Origin of the sequence: Nocardioides sp. (assembly GCF_025964975.1) — a bacterium.
GTDB lineage: Bacteria > Actinomycetota > Actinomycetes > Propionibacteriales > Nocardioidaceae > Nocardioides.
Genome location: NZ_JAOPXV010000151.1, coordinates 1 through 20,267, shown reverse-complemented (window position 1 = coordinate 20,267; position 20,267 = coordinate 1). Strand labels below are relative to the sequence as shown.

The following is a 20,267-nucleotide window of genomic DNA, read 5'->3' as shown; positions in this document are numbered from 1 at the left end:
CGGACCGATCGAGATGTTGTCGCCCTGGCCACCACGCGTAGTCCTCCGTCCCGGCCGGAGGTTCCGGCCGTGAACGGGATGCTTCGCGCGGAACCGCAGGGCAGACGCGGCGTTTCCGCAGGGTTGGCGCACGATGCGAGCGCCGGGGACGACGAAGGCCAGGCCCCCGGATCGGGGAACCTGGCCTCTGTCTCCGGTGGGCGATACTGGGCTCGAACCAGTGACCTCTTCGGTGTGAACGAAGCGCGCTACCACTGCGCCAATCGCCCATGTGGTGCCGCGCAGACTCTACAGGTCGACGCGGGCCGTCACGAAACCGGCTTGCTGCGGGACTCGCGGGAGTCCTCGCTGGGTGCTTCCTCGACCGGGCGAGACAGTTCTGCGACTGCCTCGGGATGACCGTGGAAGCGTCGGTAGCTGTAGATGATGAGGGCAAGCGCGATCCCGGCGGACGCGATCTGGGTGACGGCCGTCCAGGTGCCGCCGGGAAGCCACCACGACTCGGCAAAGGGCCACCAGCCGGGGGCCGGCGGGCTCAGCATCCACAGGATCCCGAAGCCGACGAGGCAGACCACTCCCACCAGGGAGAGCACGATCCGGGGCCAGGTCTCCACACCTTCCGCGGCGCCGCGCAGTGCCTTCCGTCGGACCGGCTCGACGCGCCGCTCTGCCCAGTCGTACTGCTGGGACAGGAGGGCAAGGCCGGCGAAGATCCCCAGCAGTCCCGGGCCCGGCAGGAAGATCGCGGCCACCCCGGCCAGGAGCAGCACCCACCCGAGCGTCTCGAGCACGACGCGCTTCGCAGCGCCGGTGCCGGGCACGCCCATCAGGCGGCCCCGACGCCTGCGCGGACCCGGACATCGGGCTTGGTGATCACCCGATGACCCTACCGGGGAGTGCCAAACGACCCATATTTCCGCAAAAGCACCCCCAAACTGTGTACGAACCGTCACCATTACGTGTCAAACCAGTTGAAAAGAACACAACCCCCCTCTCGGTATCGCCCGGCCCCCGCCGGAGTCCCTAGGAGTCCCGATGAGTCATCCCCTCGTTGCAGATGTTGCGTTGGACGTCAGGCTGGAGTGCCTGGATGAGACGGGCCGCGGCCACCACCTCCAGAGCGTGATGGCCTACCACCGTCGGGACCCGTTCGCGATCACCATGACGTTCCTGACGCCAGAAGAGTCCTTGACCTGGACGTTCGGTCGTGACCTGCTCATCGAAGGCCTGCGCAGGACCACCGGAGACGGGGACGTCTGTATCGCTCCCGCCGTGAGCCCGACCGGACAGCGAGTGGTCCTCATTACCCTCAGCTCCCCCGACGGCCACCTCATTCTCCAGGCCCGACACAGCCAGATCACCGAGTTCGTCGACCGGTCCCTGGCCGTGGTGCCCCTCGGGGACGAGGGCCAGAACCTCGACATCGACTCCCTGGTCAACCAGCTCCTCAGCTGAGGTCACGACTCCACTGCGGGCTCACGAGTGGTGCTGGGCCTCCCAGGAGGCGTGGAGTCCGGCGTACACACTGCCCGTCTGGGTGACGAGCTCGGCGTGCGGACCTCGCTGGACGACGCGTCCTCGATCGACGACAACGACCTCGTCGGCGTTCTCGGCGGTCGAGAGCCGGTGCGCGATGGTCACCGAGGTGCGGGACTGCATCAACCGCTCCAGGGCGCGGCCGATCCGCATCTCCAGGTGAGGGTCCACCGCGCTCGTCGCCTCGTCCAGCACGAGCAGGTCGGGATCCGCGAGGTGAGCCCGCAGGAGGGCCACGAGCTGCCGCTCCCCGGCGGAGAGTGACTCGCCACGCTGACCAACCATGGTGTCGATGCCGTGTGGGAGGCCGTCGAGCCAGTCCCGCAGCCCCAGCTCGTCCGCAGACGCCAGGATGTCCTGGCTGCTCGCGTCGAGCTTGCCGTAGCGGACGTTGGCTGCGATGGAGTCATCGAACAGGAAGCCCTCCTGCGGGACGAGCACGACGCTGGTGCGAAGCGAGTGCGGAGCAATGGATCGCACGTCGATGCCGTCCAGCAGCACCGCGCCCGACCGTGGGTCCATCAGCCGGGTGAGCAGCTTGGCGAAGGTGGACTTGCCTGACCCGGTCTCCCCCACGATGGCGACCCTGGTCCCGGCGTCGATGTGCATCGACACCTCCCGCAGCACGTCGGGCCCGTCGGGGTACGCGAAGCTCACGTCCTCGAGAGTGACGTCGATCGGACCCCGCGGCAGCTGCTCCGCGGCGGGGCCGGGGTCGGTGAGGTCCGCGGGTGTCTCGAGGATGCCGATCACCCGGCGCCAGCTGACGATCGCGTTCTGGGCATCGGTGAGGATCTGGGTGCCCATCTGGACCGGTCCCACGAACAACGTCACCAGGAACGCGAACGCCAGGACCCTGCCGGCGGTCATGTCAGTCGTGAAGCCCAGCAGCACCCCGGCGATCAGGACGCCCGCGTTGGCGACCCCGGCCGAGATGCCGCCCAGGGAGAAGGAGACGACCGTGAACTTCTGGGCGCGCGTGCTGGCGGCCTTGAACTCGTCGATGGCCGAGTCGATCCGACCCTGCGTGCGGTCCTCGACGGCGTAGGAACGCACCGTGGCCGCGCCCACGACGGGTTCGCTGATCGCACCGAGGAGCACGCCGACCTGGTGGCGGACCACGGTGTAGGCCTGCGAGAGCTTGCGCTGGAAGTAGCGGATCGAGAGGAACAGCGGCGCGAAGCTCAGCCACACCACCAGGGCGAGCTCCCAGCTGTAGATCACCATGATGATCGTGGCCACGAGCATCTGGCCCACGCTCACCACGAAGATCAACCCGCCGAACACCAGGAACTGGCTCACCTGGTCGACGTCGCTGGTCACCCGCGACACCAGGGCACCGCGCCGCTCGGTGTTCTGGGTCAGCAACGGCAGGTCGTGCACGTGGCGGAAGGCCTTCACGCGCAGCGTGGCCAGCCCCCGCTCGGAGGTCGTGAACAGCCGCTTGGTCATGAGGTACGACGCGACGCTGGTCACCGCGATCGCGACCGCTGCCGCAAGCCCCAGCCAGACGACGAACCCCAGTCGCGGGCCGCCCGCGCCGTTGAGGCCACGGTCCAGGGTCTGTTGTACGGCGATGGGCACCACGACCTGGCCGCAGGACGCGACCACGGCCAGCAGCAACGTGACGCCGATGCCCTCACGGAGCTCCGGCGAGATCGCGACACCCCGCCGCAGGGTCTCCATCGCCCCGATGCCCTCCCCGGAGTCCATCCGGGTGCCGCTGCCGGCCAGGTCGCCTGCGTCGGTCGCGGCTGTCGTGACGGTGCTCATGGGTGTTCCTCGTGGGCTGCCTGCTCGTAGGCGTTGACCAGGCGGGCGTAGGCGGGGCTGCGCTCCAGCAGCTCGGCGTGGGTGCCTCGGTCAGCGATCCGGCCGTCGGCGAGATGGATGACCTCGTCTGCCAGGCCGATCGTGGCCTTGCGATAGGCAACGACGACCAGCGTGCTGTCCTTCTCGTTCTCGCGCAGGGTGGCCAGGATGCGCGCCTCCACCTCGGGGTCCACTGCCGAGGTGGCGTCGTCGAGGATCAGCAGCCGCGGGTGACGGACCAGGGCCCGCGCGAGGGACAGCCGCTGCCGCTGGCCACCGGACAACGACGTCCCGCGTTCGCCGAGCTGCGTGTCCAGGCCGGAGCCCAGGGCGGCGACGAACCCGTCGGCCTGCGCGGCTCGCAGCGCGGCCCAGACCTCGTCGTCGGGGATGTCGTCGCCCAGCGTCACGTTGCCGCGGACCGTGTCGTCGAAGAGGAACGCGGTCTGCGGAACCAGCGCGACCGAGCCAGCGAGCGCGCCTCTGGCCAGGTCGCGGAGGTCGTTGCCGTCGATGCGGATCCGACCGGCATCCGGGTCGACCAACCGCGTCATCAGGCTGGTCAGGGTGCTCTTGCCGGAGGCGGTCTGGCCCACCACGGCGAGGGTGCGGCCGGGCTCGACGTCGAAGCTGACGCCTCGGAGCAACGGGTTGTCCGGGTCGTAGGCGTAGTGGAGGTCGTCGACCTCCAGCCGCGCGCCCTGCGAGGCGTCGCGCATGCGCTCGTCGCCGTACGTCATGGACCCGGTCGCCGCCAGCACGGACTGGGTGCGGCGGAAGCCGACCACGCTGCGCGGGAACTCGCCGAGGAGCCAGCCGATGGCGCGGATCGGGAAGGAGACGATGGTGAGGAGGTAGGCCACGGTCACCACGTCGCCGGCGTCGGTGGCGCCGCTCATGACCCGGCTGACGCCGACCGCGAGCACGACCAGGACCCCGACGTTGGGCAGCGAGGCAAGGGTCGGGTCGAAGGCGGCCCGGATGGAGCCCGCGCGGATGTTGACGTCGCGCAGCGCGTGGGCCTTCGCGCGGAAGCGCGCCGTCTCCTCGCTCTCGCGGCCGAGGGTCTTGACCACCATCGCCCCGTCGAACGACTCGTGCGCGATCTCGCTGACCTCGGCGCGGAGACCCTGGGCGTGTGTCATCAGGGGCGACGCGAGGCGCTGGTAGGCGAGGTTGGCGACCACGACGGCGGGAAAGACGACGAGCCCGACGATGGCCAGGACGAGGTCTGCCAGGAGCATCTGCACCACCGCGATGACCATCATCACCACGGTGCCCAAAGCCATGGGAAGCGGAGCGATCGGTCCCCACGCAGCCTCGACGTCGGAGTAGGCGTTGGACAGCAGTTGCCCGGTCGGGTGGCGTTGGTGCCACTCCATCGGCAGGGTGAGGTATTGCCTCGTCACGGCTCGCCGGGTGTGGGCCTGCATGCGGAACTGCATGATCCCGGCCCCGAGGCGCCGCGCCACGATGCCGACGGCGCGCAGGATCGCGACGCCCACGAAGAGGCCCAGCACGGCCCAGAGCAGCCCGGCACCGATCTCGCCATCCCGGAAGGCGGGGATGACGACGTAGTCGGTCGCCCAGCCGAGCACCCATGCGTCGGCGACCGTGAGGACCGCGAACAGCACAGAGCCGATGGTGGACAGGACGAAGATGCCCGGCTCTCGTCGGATGGCGTGGCCCAGCACGGCAAAGCCCTCGCGAGTGGTCGAGCCCTGCAGCACCGCCTGCTCGTCACTCACCCGTGGTTGCCTCGCTCCTCGTCGCCGTCGTGGGGCTCACGTGCGCGAACCCGCCTCCGAGGTGCGCAACACCCCGCCTTCGCAGGTTATGCCGGGCCACCGACGACAACCCAATTCGACGGGACCGAACCCCGGGGTTCAGGCGCGGATGCGCGAGAGGAAGGCACGCGTGCGCTCCTGCTGCGGAGCGTCGATGACCTGGGCCGGCGTCCCCGTCTCGTGCACCACGCCGTCGTGCAGGAAGCAGACGGTGTCGGCGACGTCGCGGGCGAAGCCCATCTCGTGGGTATTGAGCACCATGGTCACGCCCTCGCCCTTGAGGTCGGACAGCAGGTCGAGCACCTCGCCGACGAGCTCCGGGTCGAGCGCCGAGGTCACCTCGTCGAGCAGCATCAGCTGCGGGTTCGCCACCAGGGCCCGGGCGATCGCGACCCGTTGCTGCTGGCCGCCGGAGAGGTCGTCGGGTCGCGCCCGGGCCTTTTCTGCGAGCCCCACCCGGTCGAGCATCGCGAGCCCGCGGGACTCCGCCTCGGCAGGTGCGACCCCCTGCACCTTGCGCAGGGCGAGCGTCACGTTGCCGAGCACGCTGAGGTGCGGGAACAGGTTGTAGGCCTGGAACACCAGACCCATCCGCGAGCGCACCCGGTCGCCGTCCACGCGGGGGTCGGTGATGTCCTCGCCCTCGAAGGTGATGACCCCGTCGTCCACGGTCTCGAGCAGGTTGGCGCAGCGCAGAAGCGTGGACTTGCCCGAACCGGAGGCCCCGATCAGCACGACGCACTCGCCACGGCCGACCGTCAGGTCCACTCCGCTCAGCACCACGTTGGAGCCGAACGCCTTGCGGACCCCACTCATCTCGAGGACGGTGTTCGCGGTCGGATCGCTCACAGCATTGTCCGGTGAGCTCGGTCGCTCGCTCGTTCCTCGCTCGTCTCGGTCGCTCACAGCATGCCCCCCGCCGCGTGGAACCCCTGCTTGCGGGCGAACCAGTCCGTCAGCCGCGCCATCGGCACGGTCAGGCAGATGAAGAGGAACCCGGCCACGACGTACGGCGTGTAGTTGAAGTCACGGGCCGTCTCGATCTGCGCGGCCCGGATGGCATCGATGACGGTGCCGAGCACGGCGATCAGCCCCGAGTCCTTCTGCAGCGAGACGAGGTCGTTCATCAGCGCGGGCAGCACCCGGCGCCACGCTTGGGGCAGGACGACGTGGCGCAGTGTCTGCGCGTAGGTCAGCCCCAGCGCCCGCCCCGCCAGTCGCTGCGACTGGTGGACCGACTCGATGCCGGCGCGGAAGACCTCGGCGACATAGGCCGAGTAGGAGAGGACGAGGGACGCGCAACCCCAGAAGAGGGCGCTGCGCGGCATCCCGGTGAGGTCGAGCGCCGGCCCGCCGAAGCCGAGCAGGAAGATCACGAGCAGCAGGGGCAGGCCACGGAACACGTCGACGTAGACCGTGCCGAGGAGCCGCAGTGGGAACGCAAGCGGACCACGGGTCGTGCGCATCACGGCGATGGTGAGGCTGACGATCACGATCGCGACCGCGGAGATCGCCATGATCTTGACGTTCACCCACAGTCCGGCCGCCACCGCAGGGAAGGAGTCGACCGCCTTGTCCCAGTTGAAGTAGGTCTCGTGCACCCGTTCCCAACCGGGAGACGTGACCACCAGCGCACCGACCACGCCGAACACCAGGAGCGTGCTGGCCGCAGCGATCGCCGTGCTTCTCGTGGCCTGGCGGCGCCGCCAGCTTTCGCGTTCGAGCTGGATCGCGGAAGGCTGCCAGCCGTCGACAGCCGTCGACCTCATCAGGAGAGCTCGGGAGCGCCCTGCTGCTCCAGCCACTCCGAAGCGATCTGGTCGAGCGTGCCGTCCTCGCGGAGCGCGTCGACTGCCTGGCTGACGCAGTCGGTCAGCGGGCTGTCCTTGTCGAGCACTGCGCCGAACTGCTCGACCTCCCCGTCGGGCAGCGGAAGCTGGCCGACGATCGTGCCCTTGTCCAGCTGGACGGCAGTCATGAAGTAGGCGGTGGGCAGGTCGACGACGATGCCGTCGATCTGGCCGTTGTTGAGCGCCTGCACGGCCTGGTCGTTGGTGTCGAAGGCGGCCGCCTGCTCGGTGGACCCGATCACCTCGCTGATCGCGTTGTAGCTCGTGGTGCCCACCTGGGCGCCCAGCTTGGCGTCGGCGAGCTCGCCCAGCGAGGTGGCGCCGTCGATCGGGCTGCCGACGTTGGTGATGACGGTCTGCCGGACGTCGTAGTAGCCGCTCGAGAAGTCCACGGCCTTCTTGCGCTGCTCGGTGATCGAGACCTGGTTGACGTCGAAGTCGAACTTCTTCTCCCCGGGGCTCACCACTGCGTTGAACGGCACGGTCACCCACTCGACCTCGTCCTCGGCGTAGCCGAGCTGCTCGGCGACGGCGTAGGCCACCGCGGACTCGTAGCCCTGGCCGTTGGTCGGGTCGTCGTCGACGAACCACGGCTCGTACGCCGGGGAGTCGGTGCCGACGGTCAGGGTGCCGGGCGCCAAGGTCTCCAGCGAGTCCTTGGTGCAGTCTTCCGCCGCGGCGGTCTCGGAACTCTCCGAGGAGGTGTCGCTCGCAGCATCGTCAGCCTCGTCGCGCGGCGCACCACACGACGTCAGGGCCAGGAGCAGGGCGAGGGGGGCAGTGGCGGCGAGGGTGCTGGTGATGGTGCGCATGACCGAATCGTAGGCGCCCTCTGAATGGGGCCACGCAGCATCTCAGCGAACGGTGTGACCAGCCTCGGCGAGACCTGCCTTGACGTCGCTGATGCGCAGGGTGCCGAAGTGGAAGACCGTCGCGGCCAGCACCGCGTCGGCTCCGGCATCGACGGCCGGCGCGAAGTGCTCGACGCGGCCCGCTCCCCCGCTGGCGATGACGGGAATGGCCACCTCGCGGCGTACGGCGCGGATCAGCTCGAGGTCGAACCCGTCCTGGGTGCCGTCGGCGTCCATCGCGTTGAGCAGGATCTCGCCGGCACCGAGCTCAGCGGCGCGCGCCGCCCACTCGATCGCGTCGAGTCCGGCGCTCTTGCGGCCACCGTGGGTGGTGACCTCGAACCCGGAGTCCGTGGGGGCGCGTCGAGCATCGACCGAGAGCACCAGCACCTGGTTGCCGAAGCGGTCCGCGACCTCCGCGATCAGCTCGGGCCGGTGGATCGCCGCCGTGTTCATCGCAACCTTGTCCGCGCCCGCGCGCAGCAGCCGGTCGACGTCGGCCACGCTGCTCACTCCCCCGCCCACCGTGAGCGGGATGAAGACCTCTTCGGCGCACCGCGACACGACCTCCATGGTGGTCGCCCGGCCCTCGTGGGAGGCGGAGATGTCGAGGAAGGTCAGCTCGTCGGCCCCCTCGGCGTCGTACGCCCGGGCCAGCTCGACCGGGTCTCCGGCGTCGCGGACGTCGACGAAGTTGATGCCCTTGACCACCCGTCCGTCGTCCACGTCGAGGCACGGGATGACCCGGACGGCGAGGCTCATGCGACGCCCTTCGGCAAGGTCAGGGCCAGGGCGTCCTCCAGGGTGAAGCGTCCTTCGTAGAGTGCCGTCCCGGCGATCGCGCCCTCCACGCCGAGCGGGACCAGCTCCATCAACGCGCGGATGTCGTCGAGCGTGGTGACCCCGCCGCTCGCGACCACGGGACGCTCGGTCATCGTGCAGACATCCCTGAGCAGCTCGAGGTTCGGGCCCTGGAGCATGCCGTCCTTGTTGACGTCGGTGACGACGTAGCGCGCGCAGCCCTCGGTGTCGAGCCGACTCAGCACCTCGTAGAGGTCGCCGCCCTCCCGCGTCCACCCGCGGGCGGCCAGCGTCCGGCCACGGACGTCGAGGCCGACGGCCACCCGGTCGCCGTACTCCGCGATGGCCTTGGCGCACCACTCCGGCTGCTCGAGGGCGGCGGTCCCGATGTTCACCCGGCGACAGCCGGTCGCCATCGCGGCCCGTAGTGACTCGTCGTCGCGGATGCCGCCGCTCATCTCGACCTTGATGTCGAGGGTGCCGACTATCTTCGCCTGGAGCTCGCGGTTGTGCCCGTGGCCGAACGCGGCGTCGAGGTCGACGAGGTGGATCCACTCCGCGCCCGCGTCCTGCCAGCGCATCGCTGCCTCGAACGGGTCGCCGAAGCGCTTCTCCGAACCGTCGACTCCCTGGACCAGCTGGACGGCCTGGCCACCCTTGATGTCCACGGCAGGGAGGAGTTCGAGGTAGTCGCTCATGGCACGATCCTAGGAGTCGTGCGCCTCGTGCCCCCTGACAGGGACCATCAGGCAAGCCACGAGCTCCTGGCCCGCCGGATCGAGGAAGAGCTGGAAGAAGTGGCCGCGGCCACCGGCGACCGACCCGATCCTGAGGCTGGCGTGGCTGGTCCGATCCAACCTGTCGGCTGCGTCGTGTGCACCGACCGCGGCGACCTCGTGCTCGAGCAGATGCTCAGCCCGACTCCGATAGATGCCGCGGAGCGCCGCCGTGGGGACGCTCATCGGCGCGACGTCGAGCTCGGCACCCTCGAGCACGGCCTGCCGACAGAGGTCTGTTGCGTCGCCTGCGTCCGCGCGTGCCAACGCGGCGAGGAGGTGTTCGCGGTCCATGCCATCAGTCTTGCTCAGCGGTCCGCAGGGCGTTACGCAGCAATGTCCCTGCGTGGACGGACCCACTCTCCAGATGCGTGCTCACTGGTCCGCGCCGCGGACCTCTCTCGGGCGCTTCCCCCACCCCTAGGGGTGGGCGAGGTCACACGCGAATGCCTCAGCGAACCGAGCCTGTCCACGTAGGCTCGTCCTTGAGGAGTGTGGCGCTGGTGTTCAAGGATCGCGACAGCGCAGGTCACACGGGCTAGGAGGATGCCGTGGCCGACCGGGAACTCTTCGACTACATCATCGTGGGGGCCGGCAGCGCCGGCGCCGTCGTCGCGGCCAGGCTGAGCGAGGACCCAGGCACCTCGGTGCTGCTGCTCGAGGCGGGTGGCGAGGCCGTCGCCGACGAGATCAGCATCCCGGCCGCCTTCCCCAACCTCTTCAAGACCCGGTGGGACTGGAACTACCCGACCGCGGAGCAGAAGCAGCTCGAGGGCCCGGATTTACTGGCCCCGGATGAAGGCCCTCGGGGGGTGCTCGTCGATGAACGCGATGATCTACATCCGCGGCAACCGCGCCGACTACGACACCTGGCGCGACGCGTACGGCGCACGCGGGTGGGGGTACGACGACGTCCTGCCCGCCTTCATCCGGTCGGAGGGCAACACCCGCCTCGCCGGACGGTTCCACGGCCAGGACGGCCCACTGCACGTCGAGGACCGCCGCTACACCCATCCGCTGACGACGGCCTGGGTCGAGTCGGCCGTCGCGGCGGGCTTCAAGCCCACCGACGACTTCAACGGCGCGGAGCAGGAAGGCGCCGGGCTCTACCAGGTGACCTGCCGCAAGGGCCGCCGCTGGCCGACCGCGAGGCCTCTCTCGAGCCGGCGCATGAGGCCGAACCTGACCATTCGCACCGGGGCGCTGGTGGAGAAGGTCGCCATCGAGGATGGCCGAGCAGTGGGGGTGACCTACCAGCACGGACGCGGGAGTCACACGACGTACGTCGATGCCGAGGTGCCCTGTCCGGCGGGCGTCGGTGTCTGGCTGGCCGAGAGCCTGCGCGAGGTGGTGCCGGACCACGATCTGTTCCAGGTCGTCATCGGGTCCGCCGAGACGGGCGCAGCGCTGTGCCGAGCCGACATCGACAAGCTCGCCTTCACCGGGTCGACCGCGACCGCCACGGCATCGAGCGGGTCTACGTCCACGACAAGGTCCACGACCGGTTCCTCGAGGAGCTGACCCGCCGAGCCGGCACGGTCCATGCCGGCACCGACGCCGGGGCCCAGATCGGACCGATGACGATGCCGAGCCAGGTCGAGGTCGTACGCCGCCACGTCGCCGACGCGCTTTCCCGCGGGGGTCGCGCCGTGGTCGGCGGGAGCGAGGCAGTCGGCGACCGTTTCATCCAGCCGACCGTGCTGGTCGACGTCCCGGAGGACTCCGACGCCGTCCGTCAGGAGACGTTCGGCCCCACCGTCACCGTGCGCCGGGTGCGCGACATGGACGAGGCGGTCAAGCTGGCCAACGCGACCCGCGACGGCCTCGGGTCGGCGGTCTTCTCGCAGAAGCGCGGGCCGGAGCTGGCACGTCGGCTGCGCTCGGGGATGACCGCGATCAACTCGGTGATCTCCTTCGCAGCCGTACCAGGCCTGCCCTTCGGCGGGGTCGGCGACTCGGGCTTCGGGCGCATCCACGGGCCAGACGGGCTCAAGGAGTTCACCTACGCCAAGGCGGTGACCCGGGTGCGGTTCAAGCCGGTGCTGAACCTCACCACCTTCGACCGCACGCCGGAGCAGGACACCCTCGTCGCCTCCGTGCTCACCGCGCTGCACGGACGGGCGACCCAGCTGCCGAAGCTGCCTCGCCGTCCGCTGAGACCCGGACAGGGACGAACCCGCCCCTGAGCCCTCGGGCGCAGGGGGCACCGGGCAGGATGCACCCGTGATCGGATTCGTGGGCTCCCGTCCTGTCCCGGCGCGGCGGCCCGTGCCGTGGCGCGAGCGGAGCCGGGCGGTCCGCTGGTGGCGGCTGTGGCGCACGCGCAACCCCCGCACCTTCAACGAGAAGGTCCGCTACAAGATGCTCCGCGACCATCGCCAGCTGATGGTGACCTACGCGGACAAGGCCGCCGTGCGTGATCACGTCGCGTCCGTCGCGGGCGCTCGTGTCCTGCCCGGACTGCTCCACCTCTTCGACGATCCCCAGGCCCTCGTCGACGCGGCCCTGCCCTCCGCCTATGTCGTGAAGCCGACCCACGGCAGTGGCGTCGCGATCGTCGTCTCCCCGGCGGCCGACGTCGCTGCTCGGCTCCCCGCTCGTCAGCACAGCTGGGCGTACAGGCACGTCCGACCCGAGTGGGCGCCCAGCGAGCAGCTCGCAGCACTGGGCGGGTCCTGGTTGGGCCAGCTGTACGGCCAGGGTCCCAACCGCGAGTGGGCCTACGGCCATGTCCCCCGGCGCATCCTCGTCGAGGAGTTCCTGGTCGGAGCGGACGGGGCCGTTCCCGACGACTACAAGTTCTTCGTGTTCCACGGCACGTGTCGCTACGTCCAGGTCGACCGGGGGCGATTCGACCGCCGGACGCAGGACTTCTTCACCCCCGACTGGAGCCACCTCCCGCTGAGCGGCGGCAACCCCTGGGCCACACCCGCCATCGCACGCCCCGTGCGCCTCGAGGAGATGCTCGAGCTGGCCGAGCGTCTGGGTAGAGGCACCGACTTCGTCCGGGTGGACCTCTACGACCTGCCCGATCGGATCGTCTTCGGGGAGCTGTCGAGCTTCCCGGCCGGCGGGGACAGCCCGTTCGAGCCGCAGTCGTTCAACCTGGAGTTCGGAAGCCACTGGCACCCGCCGCGCCACTACCGCTGACTCAAGGGCGCCCACTGAAAGCCGGTCAGGAGAGGCTGCAGGCCTGGACCTCACTGGCGTTGATGTTGTCCTCTCGGATGTGAGCGGCATCGTTCGTGTTGCGGAATGTCGTGAACTCCTGCGCGGACTTGTTGGCGGCCAGGATCTGTCCCCGATCGCTCTGATAGTAGGCGGCCCTGCTCACCGCCCAGACAGCCATCGGTTGCTCGACACCGCCGACCTTGAACTGCATCACCACGAAGAAGACGCTCTTCAGCTGCGGCGCCTCCACCGCGCCTGCCCAACCAGGGATGATCTGCACGCCCGCCCTGGCCCCTTCTGCGATCCGCCAGACCAGGGGTGCCGGAACAGGCAGGCAGGAGACACCCTGGTAGTTGGCTGGCCGCGGAATGGACTCGAGCGGCTTGGCCTCACGCCGTCGATCGCGTCGCCACGTGGACCGGGAGGCCGCCGGCGAGGTCGTCGGCGAGGTCGTTGACGGCTCGCGGAGCTGGGGGTGCTGGCACTCGTCACCGCCGGGGACGACTGCGTCTCCCGCGGGGCCCCTGCTTCGGGCACGTCCGTCTCCGATGCACAGCCAGAGCTGCCGGCAAGTACGACGGCAACGACCGTGGCGGCGGTGACAAGAGGTCGCAGGGGCGGATCCTGCCAGACCGCGGTCGCGGCCGAGCGGCACTCAGCGGGTGCCGACGACCGCGTGCATCGTCAACGACATGGTGAAGCGTCCGTTGCGCGCGGCATCCTGCGCGGCGGCGACGAATCCCTCGAGGTCGGCCGCGTCGAGCTCCCCGGCCTCGACCATGTCGTCGGCGAGGTCACGCATGGAGAAGCAACCGTCGGGCGCCGGTGACCTGTCCGGGTCCCAGTCCGACCACACCTGGGTCGCCTGGGTCGTCTCCACGTCGCGGAAGCCGGCGGCTTCCGCCAGGTCGGCCAGGCGCCGGCCCACCCGGGACGGCCGGTGCCGCTCGACCGCCATCGTCCGCTGCACCGCCGACGTCAGCGCCTCGTCGCCGATGTCGAGGCGCAGGGACCCCCAGTCGGTGTCGATCAGCGAGACGCGTCCCCCGGCCCGGAGCACCCGGGCCAGCTCGGTGAGGGCCGAGCGTGGATCCGGCAGCCACTGGAGGACACGCTCGGCGCGGGCCGCGTCGAACGACCCGGACGGAACGCCCAGCGCCATCGCATCGCCCAGCGCGAAGTGAGCGGGACACTCGACGTCCCAGTCGGTCCGGGCCCTGGCGAGCATGGCGGTGCTGGTGTCGAGTCCCAGCACCTCGCCCGTCGCCCCCAGATCGACCGCCAGAGCGCGTGCTGCCTCGCCGAGACCGCACCCGACGTCCAGCAGCCGCTCGCCGCCAGCCAGTGCCAACCGGTCGCGCTCCCAGGAGCGGAGGTCCACGGTGGCGGGCCAGGCGGCCGTGACCTCCATGGCTTCCAGCAGCGCGTCCGGATCCGCGGACGAGTCGACCTGCTGGTAGCCCGAGGGCAGGTCGTCGGTGCTCATGGCCGAAGGGTAGGGGCTTCGCTCACCGCTGGGAACGCTCGGAATCCTGGCCGACCTCGTTCCCCGACCCCGATCCCGCCCCCGGCTCGGACTCCTCGCCTCGGGTACGGCGAAGCGTGCGACCGCTCTCGACGTCCTCGCGCTCCTTCTTCTCGGCCTTCTCGATCTTCGAGGTGTCCCGCGCCGGCAGCTGGATCTCCTCCTCCGCCGGCAGACCGGCCTGGAGCTCGCGTGCGCGCTCGAGCTCGGCGTCCAGCTCCGCGCCGAAGAGCAGCGCCAGGTTGGTGATCCACAGCCAGAGCAGGAACACGATGCCACCGGCCAGGGAGCCATAGGTCTTCTCGTAGCTGGAGAAGCCGGCGACGTACACCCCGAAGAGCGCGGAGGCGATCATCCACACGAGGATGGCGACGACGGCGCCGACGCTGATCCAGCGGAACTTCTGGTGCTTCACGTTGGGGGTCGCGTAGTAGAGCAGCGCCACGATGAGCACGACGACGGCCAGCATCACCGGCCACTTCGCGATGTTCCAGGTCGTGACCACCGCCGAGCCCAGTCCCAGCGCGTTGCCGACGGCCTCCGCGGCCGGCCCCGTGACAACCAGTCCGAGGGCCACGATCGCCACCAGGACCACCACGGTCGCGGTGACGAGGAGCATCATCGGGCGCAGCTTCCAGAACGGCCGGCCCTCGTCGATCTCGTAGACCCGGTTCATCCCGCGGCCGAAGGCGCCGACGTAGCCGGACGCGGACCACAGTGCCGCGGCAAGACCGATCACGAACCCCAGCCCAGCGCTCTCCGTCCTGCTCAGGTCCATCAACCGCGGCTCGAGGGCGGTGGCGGCCCTGCCCGCTCCGACGTCCCGCAGGATCCCGAGCAGGGTCTCGATCGACTGCGGGCCCATCCCCACCAGCCCGACCAGGGACAGCAACGAGATCACGGCCGGGAAGAGGGCCAGCACGGCGTAGTAGGTCAAGGCCGCCGCCAGGTCGGTGCACTGGTCGTCGGAGAACTCGCGGAAGGTCTTGCGGAGGACGTACTTCCACGAGGGCTTCGTCAGCTGCGCCGGGGAGTCAGGCGTGTCGGCGCCCTCGGCGGGCGCGTCCTTGCGGTCGAGGTGGTCGGGGCGGTCGGTCTGCGAGGTCACGCCCTGACGTGCCCGCGGAGGACGCAAGTCATGCACGCGGCGCGTGCTCGGGTGACTTCCCCGTCTTCGACGTGTGATCCTCGGTCCAGGATCCTTCGTGGGACCCGGCCAGCCTCTCGGAGGCTGGCGACACTCAGACGCTGCTGGCGGCCCGGAAGCTCGTGGGCAGGGGCGCGGTCTCGATGCGGCCGCGACCGCCGTGCTTGGCGACGTACATCGCGGCGTCCGCGTCACGGAGGAGCACGTCGGGGTCGTCGCCATGGGCGGCGATCGCCAGCCCGACGCTGAGGCTCGTCCGCAGGACCAGTCCGTCAATGAGGATGAGCTTCTGGATGGCCAGGCTCGCTCGTTCCAGCACTCCGTTGGCTTCTTCGAGCGAAGCGACGTCGTGAAGCACGATGACGAACTCGTCCCCGCCGAGGCGCGCGACCGTGTCCTCCGCTCGGACCGACTCCTGCAGCCGACGGGCGACCTCCTTGAGGACCTCGTCGCCGACCTGGTGCCCGTGCGTGTCGTTGATGCTCTTGAAGTGGTCGAGGTCGCAGAAGCCCACTCCGACGTTGACCTGGTGGCGGTCGTTGCCGAGGGACACCGTCAGCCGGTCCATCAGCAGGCTGCGGTTCGCGAGGCCCGTCAGCGGGTCGTACAGAGCCCGGTGCTGCAGGTCGTAGCGCGCCTTCCTGACCTCGGTGACGTCCTCGATCTGGCTCACGAAGTAGGCGAGGCCGTCGTTCTCGTCGCGGAGCACGCTGACGGCCAATCGCCCCCACAGCACGGACCCGTCCTGCTGCACGTATCGCTTCTCGAGCTCGTAGCTGTCGATCTCGCCGAGCACGAGCTGGTCGAGCAGGGCGAGGTCGAGCGTCAGGTCGTCAGCGTGGGTGACGTCCTGGAACGACAGCTTGGTCAACTCCTCGGCGGAGTATCCGAGCATCTGGCACAAGCGCTTGTTGGGCTCCACGAAGCGGTGCTCCAGATCGACGAGCGTCATGCCGACGGGGGCGTTCTCGACGGTGTTGCGCAGTCGCTTGTCGAGCTGCTCCTTCTCGAGCCGAGCCTTGGAACGGTCAGCCCTGGCACGCTGCGCGATCACCAGTCCCACAAGGCTCGCGATGGCGGCCGCGGCCAGCAGAGCCCACTCGTTCAGGTCGTTCTCGGCGCCCGGGGCGAGCAGGGCAGCGCGAGGCGCGTCGACGACGTAGGTCCATTCGGTGCCCTGGACGGCCTTGGCAGCCAGCACCCGGTCCCCCTCCTCCGTCGGGCCCTGGTCGGCGTCCCGGAAGGTGGAGAGCACCCGCTTCGCCTCGGTGGCCTCGCCGGACGAGGCGATCACATCACCGCTGGAGTCGAGCAGCACGGCGTTCGTGCCGGCGACGGGCTGGCGGGCGATGTAGGCGGCCAGGGCACCTCCGGTGAGGTCGAACTCGGTCGACAGCACAGTGACCCGCTCGGACGTCATGACGGGAAGAGCGAAGCCGACCACCGGTTCGCCGTCCACCATCGAAGGGACGACGTCCGAGACCGCCGACAAACCCTCGAGGGCTTCGGACAGATGCGGATACGTGGATCCCAGGTCGATGCCCAGGCTCTCGGTCACCTCGGGCGCCTGTGCCACGACCTTGCCGTTGCGGTCGAGCAGCACGGCGGAGGGGATGCCGAGGAGGTCGGTGTTGGCGCCGAAGTCCGTAGGCTTCCAGGAGTCCCGCGACACCTCGCGAACAAGTCGCCTCTCGGCATTGAAGACGTCGTCGACGTAGGTCTCCACCACGCTGGCACCGGCGTCCGCGCGGCTCTGGAAGCGGTCGACGAGTGCGTCCCGCTCCTGTGCTTGGCTGCGGATCACCATGAGACTGAGCGCTGCCATGACGAGCAGCCACAGGCACAGCGGGCCGGCCAGTCCTCGGAGTCGCGTCATGCTTGTGAGAGTAGGACCACCCCCGCCAACTTGTTAGGAAATACCCAAACTGGTAACCCGCGCTCGGAAGTAGTGCTGACGCACGACCGCGCCCGCTGCTCCCTACACTCACCGGATGCCTTCCCTGGTCCGCCTCGCCACCGCTCGCGACGCCGGCGCCCTGCACCGCATCGCAGCGCTGACCTTCCCCCTCGCGTGCACACCGCACACCCCCGCGGCGGAGAAGGACGCCTACATCGGCGAGCACCTGGCCGAGTCAGCCTTCAGCCAGCACCTCGACGACCCGGCGCGGACCATCCTCGTCGCGGTCGACGACGCGTCGCCCGAGCTGATCGGCTACTCGATGCTGACACGTGGAGAGCCGGACGACGTCGCCGTGGCAGCCACCCTGCGCCACCACCGGACGATCGAGCTGTCAAGGATGTACGTCCACCCGGACCACCACGGTGATGGGACCGCAGGCCGGCTGATGGCAGCAACCCTTGCGGCAGCACGGGAATCCGGCGCTGCCGGGGCCTGGCTCGGAGTCAGTGACGAGAACGTCCGCGCCAACGCCTTCTACGCCAAGCACGGGTTCGAGCAGGTGGGACGCAAGCAGTTCCGCATCGGCAACCGCGTCGAGGACGACTTCGTGCGCGAACGACAACTGTGACCACGCGCGGACATCCCTCCGGGGCGGGCTCGATCCGCCCTAGGCGGTCCTGACCATCGGTGCGACCTCGGTCCCGAGCAGCTCGATGCCGCGCAGGAGGTCGTCATGGGCCAGCCGCGGATTCGTCATCTGGAGGGACAGGCGGTCCACGCCGCCCAGCTGCTCGGAGACGCGGCGGATCTTGTCGGCAACCGTCTGCGGGTCGCCCATGAAGAAGGCCCCGTTGGGACCGGACGTGGCATCGAACTGCTGCCGGCTCGGAGGGGCGAATCCACGCTCACGCGAGACCTTGGTGAACATCTCCTCCCATCCGGGATAGATGGTGTCCGCGGCCGCTTGGGTGGTCTCGGCGACGAAGCCGAAGACGTGCAGTCCGACCTGGAGCCGCTCGGGCGGGTGGCCGGCCTGGGCGCCGGCGCGACGGTAGAGGTCGACGAGCGGGGCGAACTGGCGCGGCTCGCCCCCGATGATCGCCACCATCAGCGGCAGGCCGAGCAGTCCGGCGCGGGCGAATGACTCGGGCGTGCCGCCGACCCCCACCCAGATGGGGAGCGGGTCCTGGACGGGACGCGGGTAGACGCTCTGCGCGACCATGGGCGGACGGTGCCGGCCCGACCACGTCACCTGGGTGGCGTCGCGGAGCTTGAGCAACAGGTCGAGCTTCTCGGTGAAGAGCGAGTCGTAGTCAGCGAGGTCCAGCCCGAAGAGCGGGAACGCCTCGGTGAAGGAGCCACGGCCCACCACGAGGTCGATCCGCCCCTTCGAGATGATGTCCAGGGTGGCGAACTGTTGGAACACCCGGACCGGGTCTGCGGCACTCAGCACGGTCACGGCACTGCCGAGCCGGATGCGCTCGGTCCGAGCAGCAGCCGCCGCCAGGATGACCGCCGGCGCGGAGTCGTAGTACTCGCTGCGGTGGTGCTCGCCGATGCCGAAGGAGTAGAGGCCGACCCGATCGGCCAGCATGATCTCCTCGAGCAGGTGCTCCATCCGCTCGACAGCACCGATCACCTCCCCGCTCACGGGGTCGGTGACTTCCGAGACGAAGCTGTCCACTCCCAGATGCATGGGGGCGACCTATTCGTGTGGGGGCAGGGTGACGACCTGGCCCGCGTAGCTCAGGCCCGCACCGAAGGCGATCAGCAGCGCCAGGTCACCGGCCTTGGCCTGGCCGGTGCGGAGCATGGCCTCCATGGCCAGCGGCACAGAGGCGGCGGAGGTGTTGCCGGCGTCCACGACGTCGGTCGCCACCGCAACCGACTCCGGGAGCTTGATGTTGCGCGACAAGGTCTGGGTGATGCGCAGGTTGGCCTGGTGCGGAATGAACGCGTCCAGGTCGTCGATGGAGACACCGGCGCGCGTGAGTGCCTCGTGGGCGACCTTCGCCATCGCGAACGGCGCCCAGCGGAAGACGGCCGTGCCCTCCATCTGCACGACCGGGTGGTCGGCGCCGCCCCCGATGCAGCTGGGGGTCTGGTTGATGACGTGGGCCTGGGAGCCGTCCGAACCCCAGGCGGTGGGGCCGATCCCGGCCGTCTCCGACGGCCCTACGACCACTGCACCCGCGCCGTCGGCGAAGATGAAGGCCGTACCGCGGTCAGTGGGATCCATGAACCGGCTCAGCTGCTCCACCCCGATGACCAGCACGTGGCTCTCAGCGCCCGACCGGACCATCGAGGTCGCCAGGTTGAGTCCGTGACAGAAGCCGGCGCAGCCTGCAGAGATGTCGAACGCCGCGCAGGTGGACCCCAGCCGGTCGGCGATCTGGGCAGCCGATGCCGGCGTGTGCTCGGGGTAGGTGGAGGTGGCGACAATGACGCAGCCGAGCTGGTCAGCGCTCACCCCGGCAACAGTCAGCGCCCGCTGGGCTGCGGCTGTCGCCATGGTGATGAGGTCCTCGTCCGGACCCGCGAAGCGCCGGGTCTTGATCCCTGAGCGAGACTGGATCCACTCGTCGGACGAGTCGAGGACCTCGCAGATCTCGTCGTTCGTGACGACCCGTTCGGGCCGGTAGACACCCAGGCCCAGCATGGCTGCGTCGGTGAGGTCGGTCGCCTGCTGAATCGTCATGCGAAATCCGTTCTGGTCGTTCGGGGGCGCGAGTTCGGGCTTGATCACGAGCATAGGGCCGCCTGCGCAAGCGAGCGCCACGCGCGCGAAGCGACTACGCCCCGGACGGCAACGTCGCGACCCAGTTGCGGAGCAGCGCTGCCCCGGCGTCGCCGGACTTCTCCGGGTGGAACTGGGTGGCGCTCAGCGGCCCGTTCTCGACCGCAGCGACGAAGCGGTCCCCGCCGTGCTCCGCCCAGGTGACGAGCGGAGCGTGCGTGCGGTTGTTCGTGACGAGGTCCCAGGTGCGGGCGGCGTAGGAGTGCACGAAGTAGAAGCGCTCGTCCTCGATCCCAGCGAACAGCGAGGTGCCCTCGGGCACCTCCACGGTGTTCCAGCCCATGTGCGGCACAACCTCCGCAGGGAGCAGCTCC

At 69.7% G+C, this 20,267-nt stretch carries 21 protein-coding genes, 1 tRNA gene and 1 pseudogene; 5 read left to right on the top strand and 18 right to left on the bottom strand.

Going from position 1 to position 20,267, the window contains the following annotated elements; all coding sequences use genetic code 11:
• Positions 1–197: 197 nt before the first annotated feature.
• Together JWN68_RS11650 and JWN68_RS11645 are read right to left on the bottom strand one after the other, a co-directional pair.
• Positions 198–269 (bottom strand) — tRNA-Val (locus JWN68_RS11650).
• A 39-nt stretch (positions 270–308) separates the two neighbouring features.
• Complete coding sequence (locus JWN68_RS11645) at positions 309–827, bottom strand: PGPGW domain-containing protein (RefSeq protein WP_297738864.1); 519 nt, start codon at positions 825–827, stop codon at positions 309–311.
• Between the two features lie 208 nt (positions 828–1,035).
• Between JWN68_RS11645 and JWN68_RS11640 the strand changes: the two genes are divergently transcribed.
• Positions 1,036–1,455 carry an SsgA family sporulation/cell division regulator gene (locus JWN68_RS11640; protein WP_297738862.1) on the top strand — a complete coding sequence of 140 codons (420 nt, stop codon included), beginning with the start codon at positions 1,036–1,038 and terminating at the stop codon, positions 1,453–1,455.
• A 21-nt stretch (positions 1,456–1,476) separates the two neighbouring features.
• Here the strand turns inward: JWN68_RS11640 and JWN68_RS11635 are convergent, their stop codons facing one another.
• From JWN68_RS11635 to JWN68_RS19325, 9 genes are all read right to left on the bottom strand, one after another.
• Complete coding sequence (locus JWN68_RS11635; RefSeq protein WP_297738860.1) at positions 1,477–3,309, bottom strand: ABC transporter ATP-binding protein; 1,833 nt, start codon at positions 3,307–3,309, stop codon at positions 1,477–1,479.
• Positions 3,306–5,096: an ABC transporter ATP-binding protein gene (locus JWN68_RS11630; protein ID WP_297738858.1), complete on the bottom strand. Its 1,791-nt coding sequence runs from the start codon at positions 5,094–5,096 to the stop codon at positions 3,306–3,308. Before JWN68_RS11630 ends, JWN68_RS11635 begins: the two co-directional genes overlap by 4 nt.
• Before the next feature lie 138 nt (positions 5,097–5,234).
• Positions 5,235–5,951 carry an amino acid ABC transporter ATP-binding protein gene (locus JWN68_RS11625; protein WP_297738868.1) on the bottom strand — a complete coding sequence of 239 codons (717 nt, stop codon included), beginning with the start codon at positions 5,949–5,951 and terminating at the stop codon, positions 5,235–5,237.
• Between the two features lie 86 nt (positions 5,952–6,037).
• On the bottom strand, positions 6,038–6,904 hold the full coding sequence (locus JWN68_RS11620) for an amino acid ABC transporter permease (RefSeq protein ID WP_297738856.1): 867 nt from the start codon (positions 6,902–6,904) through the stop codon (positions 6,038–6,040).
• The gene (locus JWN68_RS11615; protein WP_297738854.1) at positions 6,904–7,797 is read right to left on the bottom strand and encodes an ABC transporter substrate-binding protein; all 894 of its coding nucleotides are present in this window, start codon (positions 7,795–7,797) and stop codon (positions 6,904–6,906) included. The genes JWN68_RS11620 and JWN68_RS11615 overlap by 1 nt, the downstream gene beginning before the upstream one ends.
• Before the next feature lie 42 nt (positions 7,798–7,839).
• Entirely contained in the window at positions 7,840–8,598 is a 759-nt protein-coding gene (gene hisF, locus JWN68_RS11610) for an imidazole glycerol phosphate synthase subunit HisF (RefSeq protein WP_297738852.1), read from the bottom strand.
• Positions 8,595–9,335, bottom strand: a complete 741-nt coding sequence (gene priA, locus JWN68_RS11605) for a bifunctional 1-(5-phosphoribosyl)-5-((5-phosphoribosylamino)methylideneamino)imidazole-4-carboxamide isomerase/phosphoribosylanthranilate isomerase PriA (RefSeq protein ID WP_297738850.1) — start codon at positions 9,333–9,335, stop codon at positions 8,595–8,597. The genes hisF and priA overlap by 4 nt, the downstream gene beginning before the upstream one ends.
• Before the next feature lie 9 nt (positions 9,336–9,344).
• Positions 9,345–9,707 (bottom strand): hypothetical protein, encoded by a 363-nt coding sequence (locus JWN68_RS11600; RefSeq protein ID WP_297738848.1) that lies wholly within the window; start codon positions 9,705–9,707, stop codon positions 9,345–9,347.
• A 280-nt stretch (positions 9,708–9,987) separates the two neighbouring features.
• Entirely contained in the window at positions 9,988–10,110 is a 123-nt protein-coding gene (locus tag JWN68_RS19325; RefSeq protein WP_366519796.1) for a hypothetical protein, read from the bottom strand.
• Positions 10,111–10,208: 98 nt separating this feature from the next.
• On the opposite strand from JWN68_RS19325, the gene JWN68_RS11590 reads away from it, so the two are divergent.
• The 3 genes from JWN68_RS11590 to JWN68_RS11580 are packed head-to-tail and all read left to right on the top strand — an operon-like array spanning position 10,209 to position 12,563.
• Positions 10,209–10,934, top strand: a complete 726-nt coding sequence (locus JWN68_RS11590) for a GMC family oxidoreductase N-terminal domain-containing protein (RefSeq protein WP_297738846.1) — start codon at positions 10,209–10,211, stop codon at positions 10,932–10,934.
• Positions 10,823–11,599, top strand: a complete 777-nt coding sequence (locus JWN68_RS11585) for an aldehyde dehydrogenase family protein (RefSeq protein WP_297738866.1) — start codon at positions 10,823–10,825, stop codon at positions 11,597–11,599. Before JWN68_RS11590 ends, JWN68_RS11585 begins: the two co-directional genes overlap by 112 nt.
• Before the next feature lie 37 nt (positions 11,600–11,636).
• Positions 11,637–12,563, top strand: a complete 927-nt coding sequence (locus JWN68_RS11580) for an ATP-grasp fold amidoligase family protein (protein WP_297738844.1) — start codon at positions 11,637–11,639, stop codon at positions 12,561–12,563.
• Positions 12,564–12,588: 25 nt separating this feature from the next.
• On the opposite strand, the gene JWN68_RS11575 is transcribed toward JWN68_RS11580, so the two are convergent.
• The 4 genes from JWN68_RS11575 to JWN68_RS11560 all read right to left on the bottom strand — a co-directional run bounded on the left by JWN68_RS11575 (position 12,589) and on the right by JWN68_RS11560 (position 17,132).
• Positions 12,589–12,864 (bottom strand): hypothetical protein, encoded by a 276-nt coding sequence (locus JWN68_RS11575; protein ID WP_297738842.1) that lies wholly within the window; start codon positions 12,862–12,864, stop codon positions 12,589–12,591.
• Positions 12,865–13,239: 375 nt separating this feature from the next.
• Positions 13,240–14,070 (bottom strand): methyltransferase domain-containing protein, encoded by an 831-nt coding sequence (locus tag JWN68_RS11570; protein WP_297738840.1) that lies wholly within the window; start codon positions 14,068–14,070, stop codon positions 13,240–13,242.
• A gap of 22 nt (positions 14,071–14,092) precedes the next feature.
• A complete protein-coding gene (locus JWN68_RS11565) occupies positions 14,093–15,217 on the bottom strand; it encodes a YihY/virulence factor BrkB family protein (RefSeq protein WP_297738838.1) in 1,125 nt (374 codons plus the stop codon).
• 133 nt (positions 15,218–15,350) lie between these two features.
• Positions 15,351–17,132 (bottom strand): diguanylate cyclase, encoded by a 1,782-nt coding sequence (locus JWN68_RS11560; protein ID WP_297738837.1) that lies wholly within the window; start codon positions 17,130–17,132, stop codon positions 15,351–15,353.
• Positions 17,133–17,247: 115 nt separating this feature from the next.
• Between JWN68_RS11560 and JWN68_RS11555 the strand changes: the two genes are divergently transcribed.
• A complete protein-coding gene (locus tag JWN68_RS11555) occupies positions 17,248–17,784 on the top strand; it encodes a GNAT family N-acetyltransferase (protein ID WP_297738835.1) in 537 nt (178 codons plus the stop codon).
• 39 nt (positions 17,785–17,823) lie between these two features.
• Here JWN68_RS11555 and JWN68_RS11550 read toward each other — a convergent pair whose 3' ends face one another.
• The 3 genes and pseudogenes from JWN68_RS11550 to JWN68_RS11540 all read right to left on the bottom strand — a co-directional run.
• Positions 17,824–18,852: an Atu2307/SP_0267 family LLM class monooxygenase gene (locus JWN68_RS11550; protein WP_297738833.1), complete on the bottom strand. Its 1,029-nt coding sequence runs from the start codon at positions 18,850–18,852 to the stop codon at positions 17,824–17,826.
• 9 nt (positions 18,853–18,861) lie between these two features.
• Positions 18,862–19,854 carry a beta-ketoacyl-ACP synthase III gene (locus JWN68_RS11545; protein WP_297738831.1) on the bottom strand — a complete coding sequence of 331 codons (993 nt, stop codon included), beginning with the start codon at positions 19,852–19,854 and terminating at the stop codon, positions 18,862–18,864.
• A 94-nt stretch (positions 19,855–19,948) separates the two neighbouring features.
• Positions 19,949–20,267 (bottom strand): annotated as a pseudogene (locus tag JWN68_RS11540) (imidazole glycerol phosphate synthase subunit HisH); the annotation flags it as partial.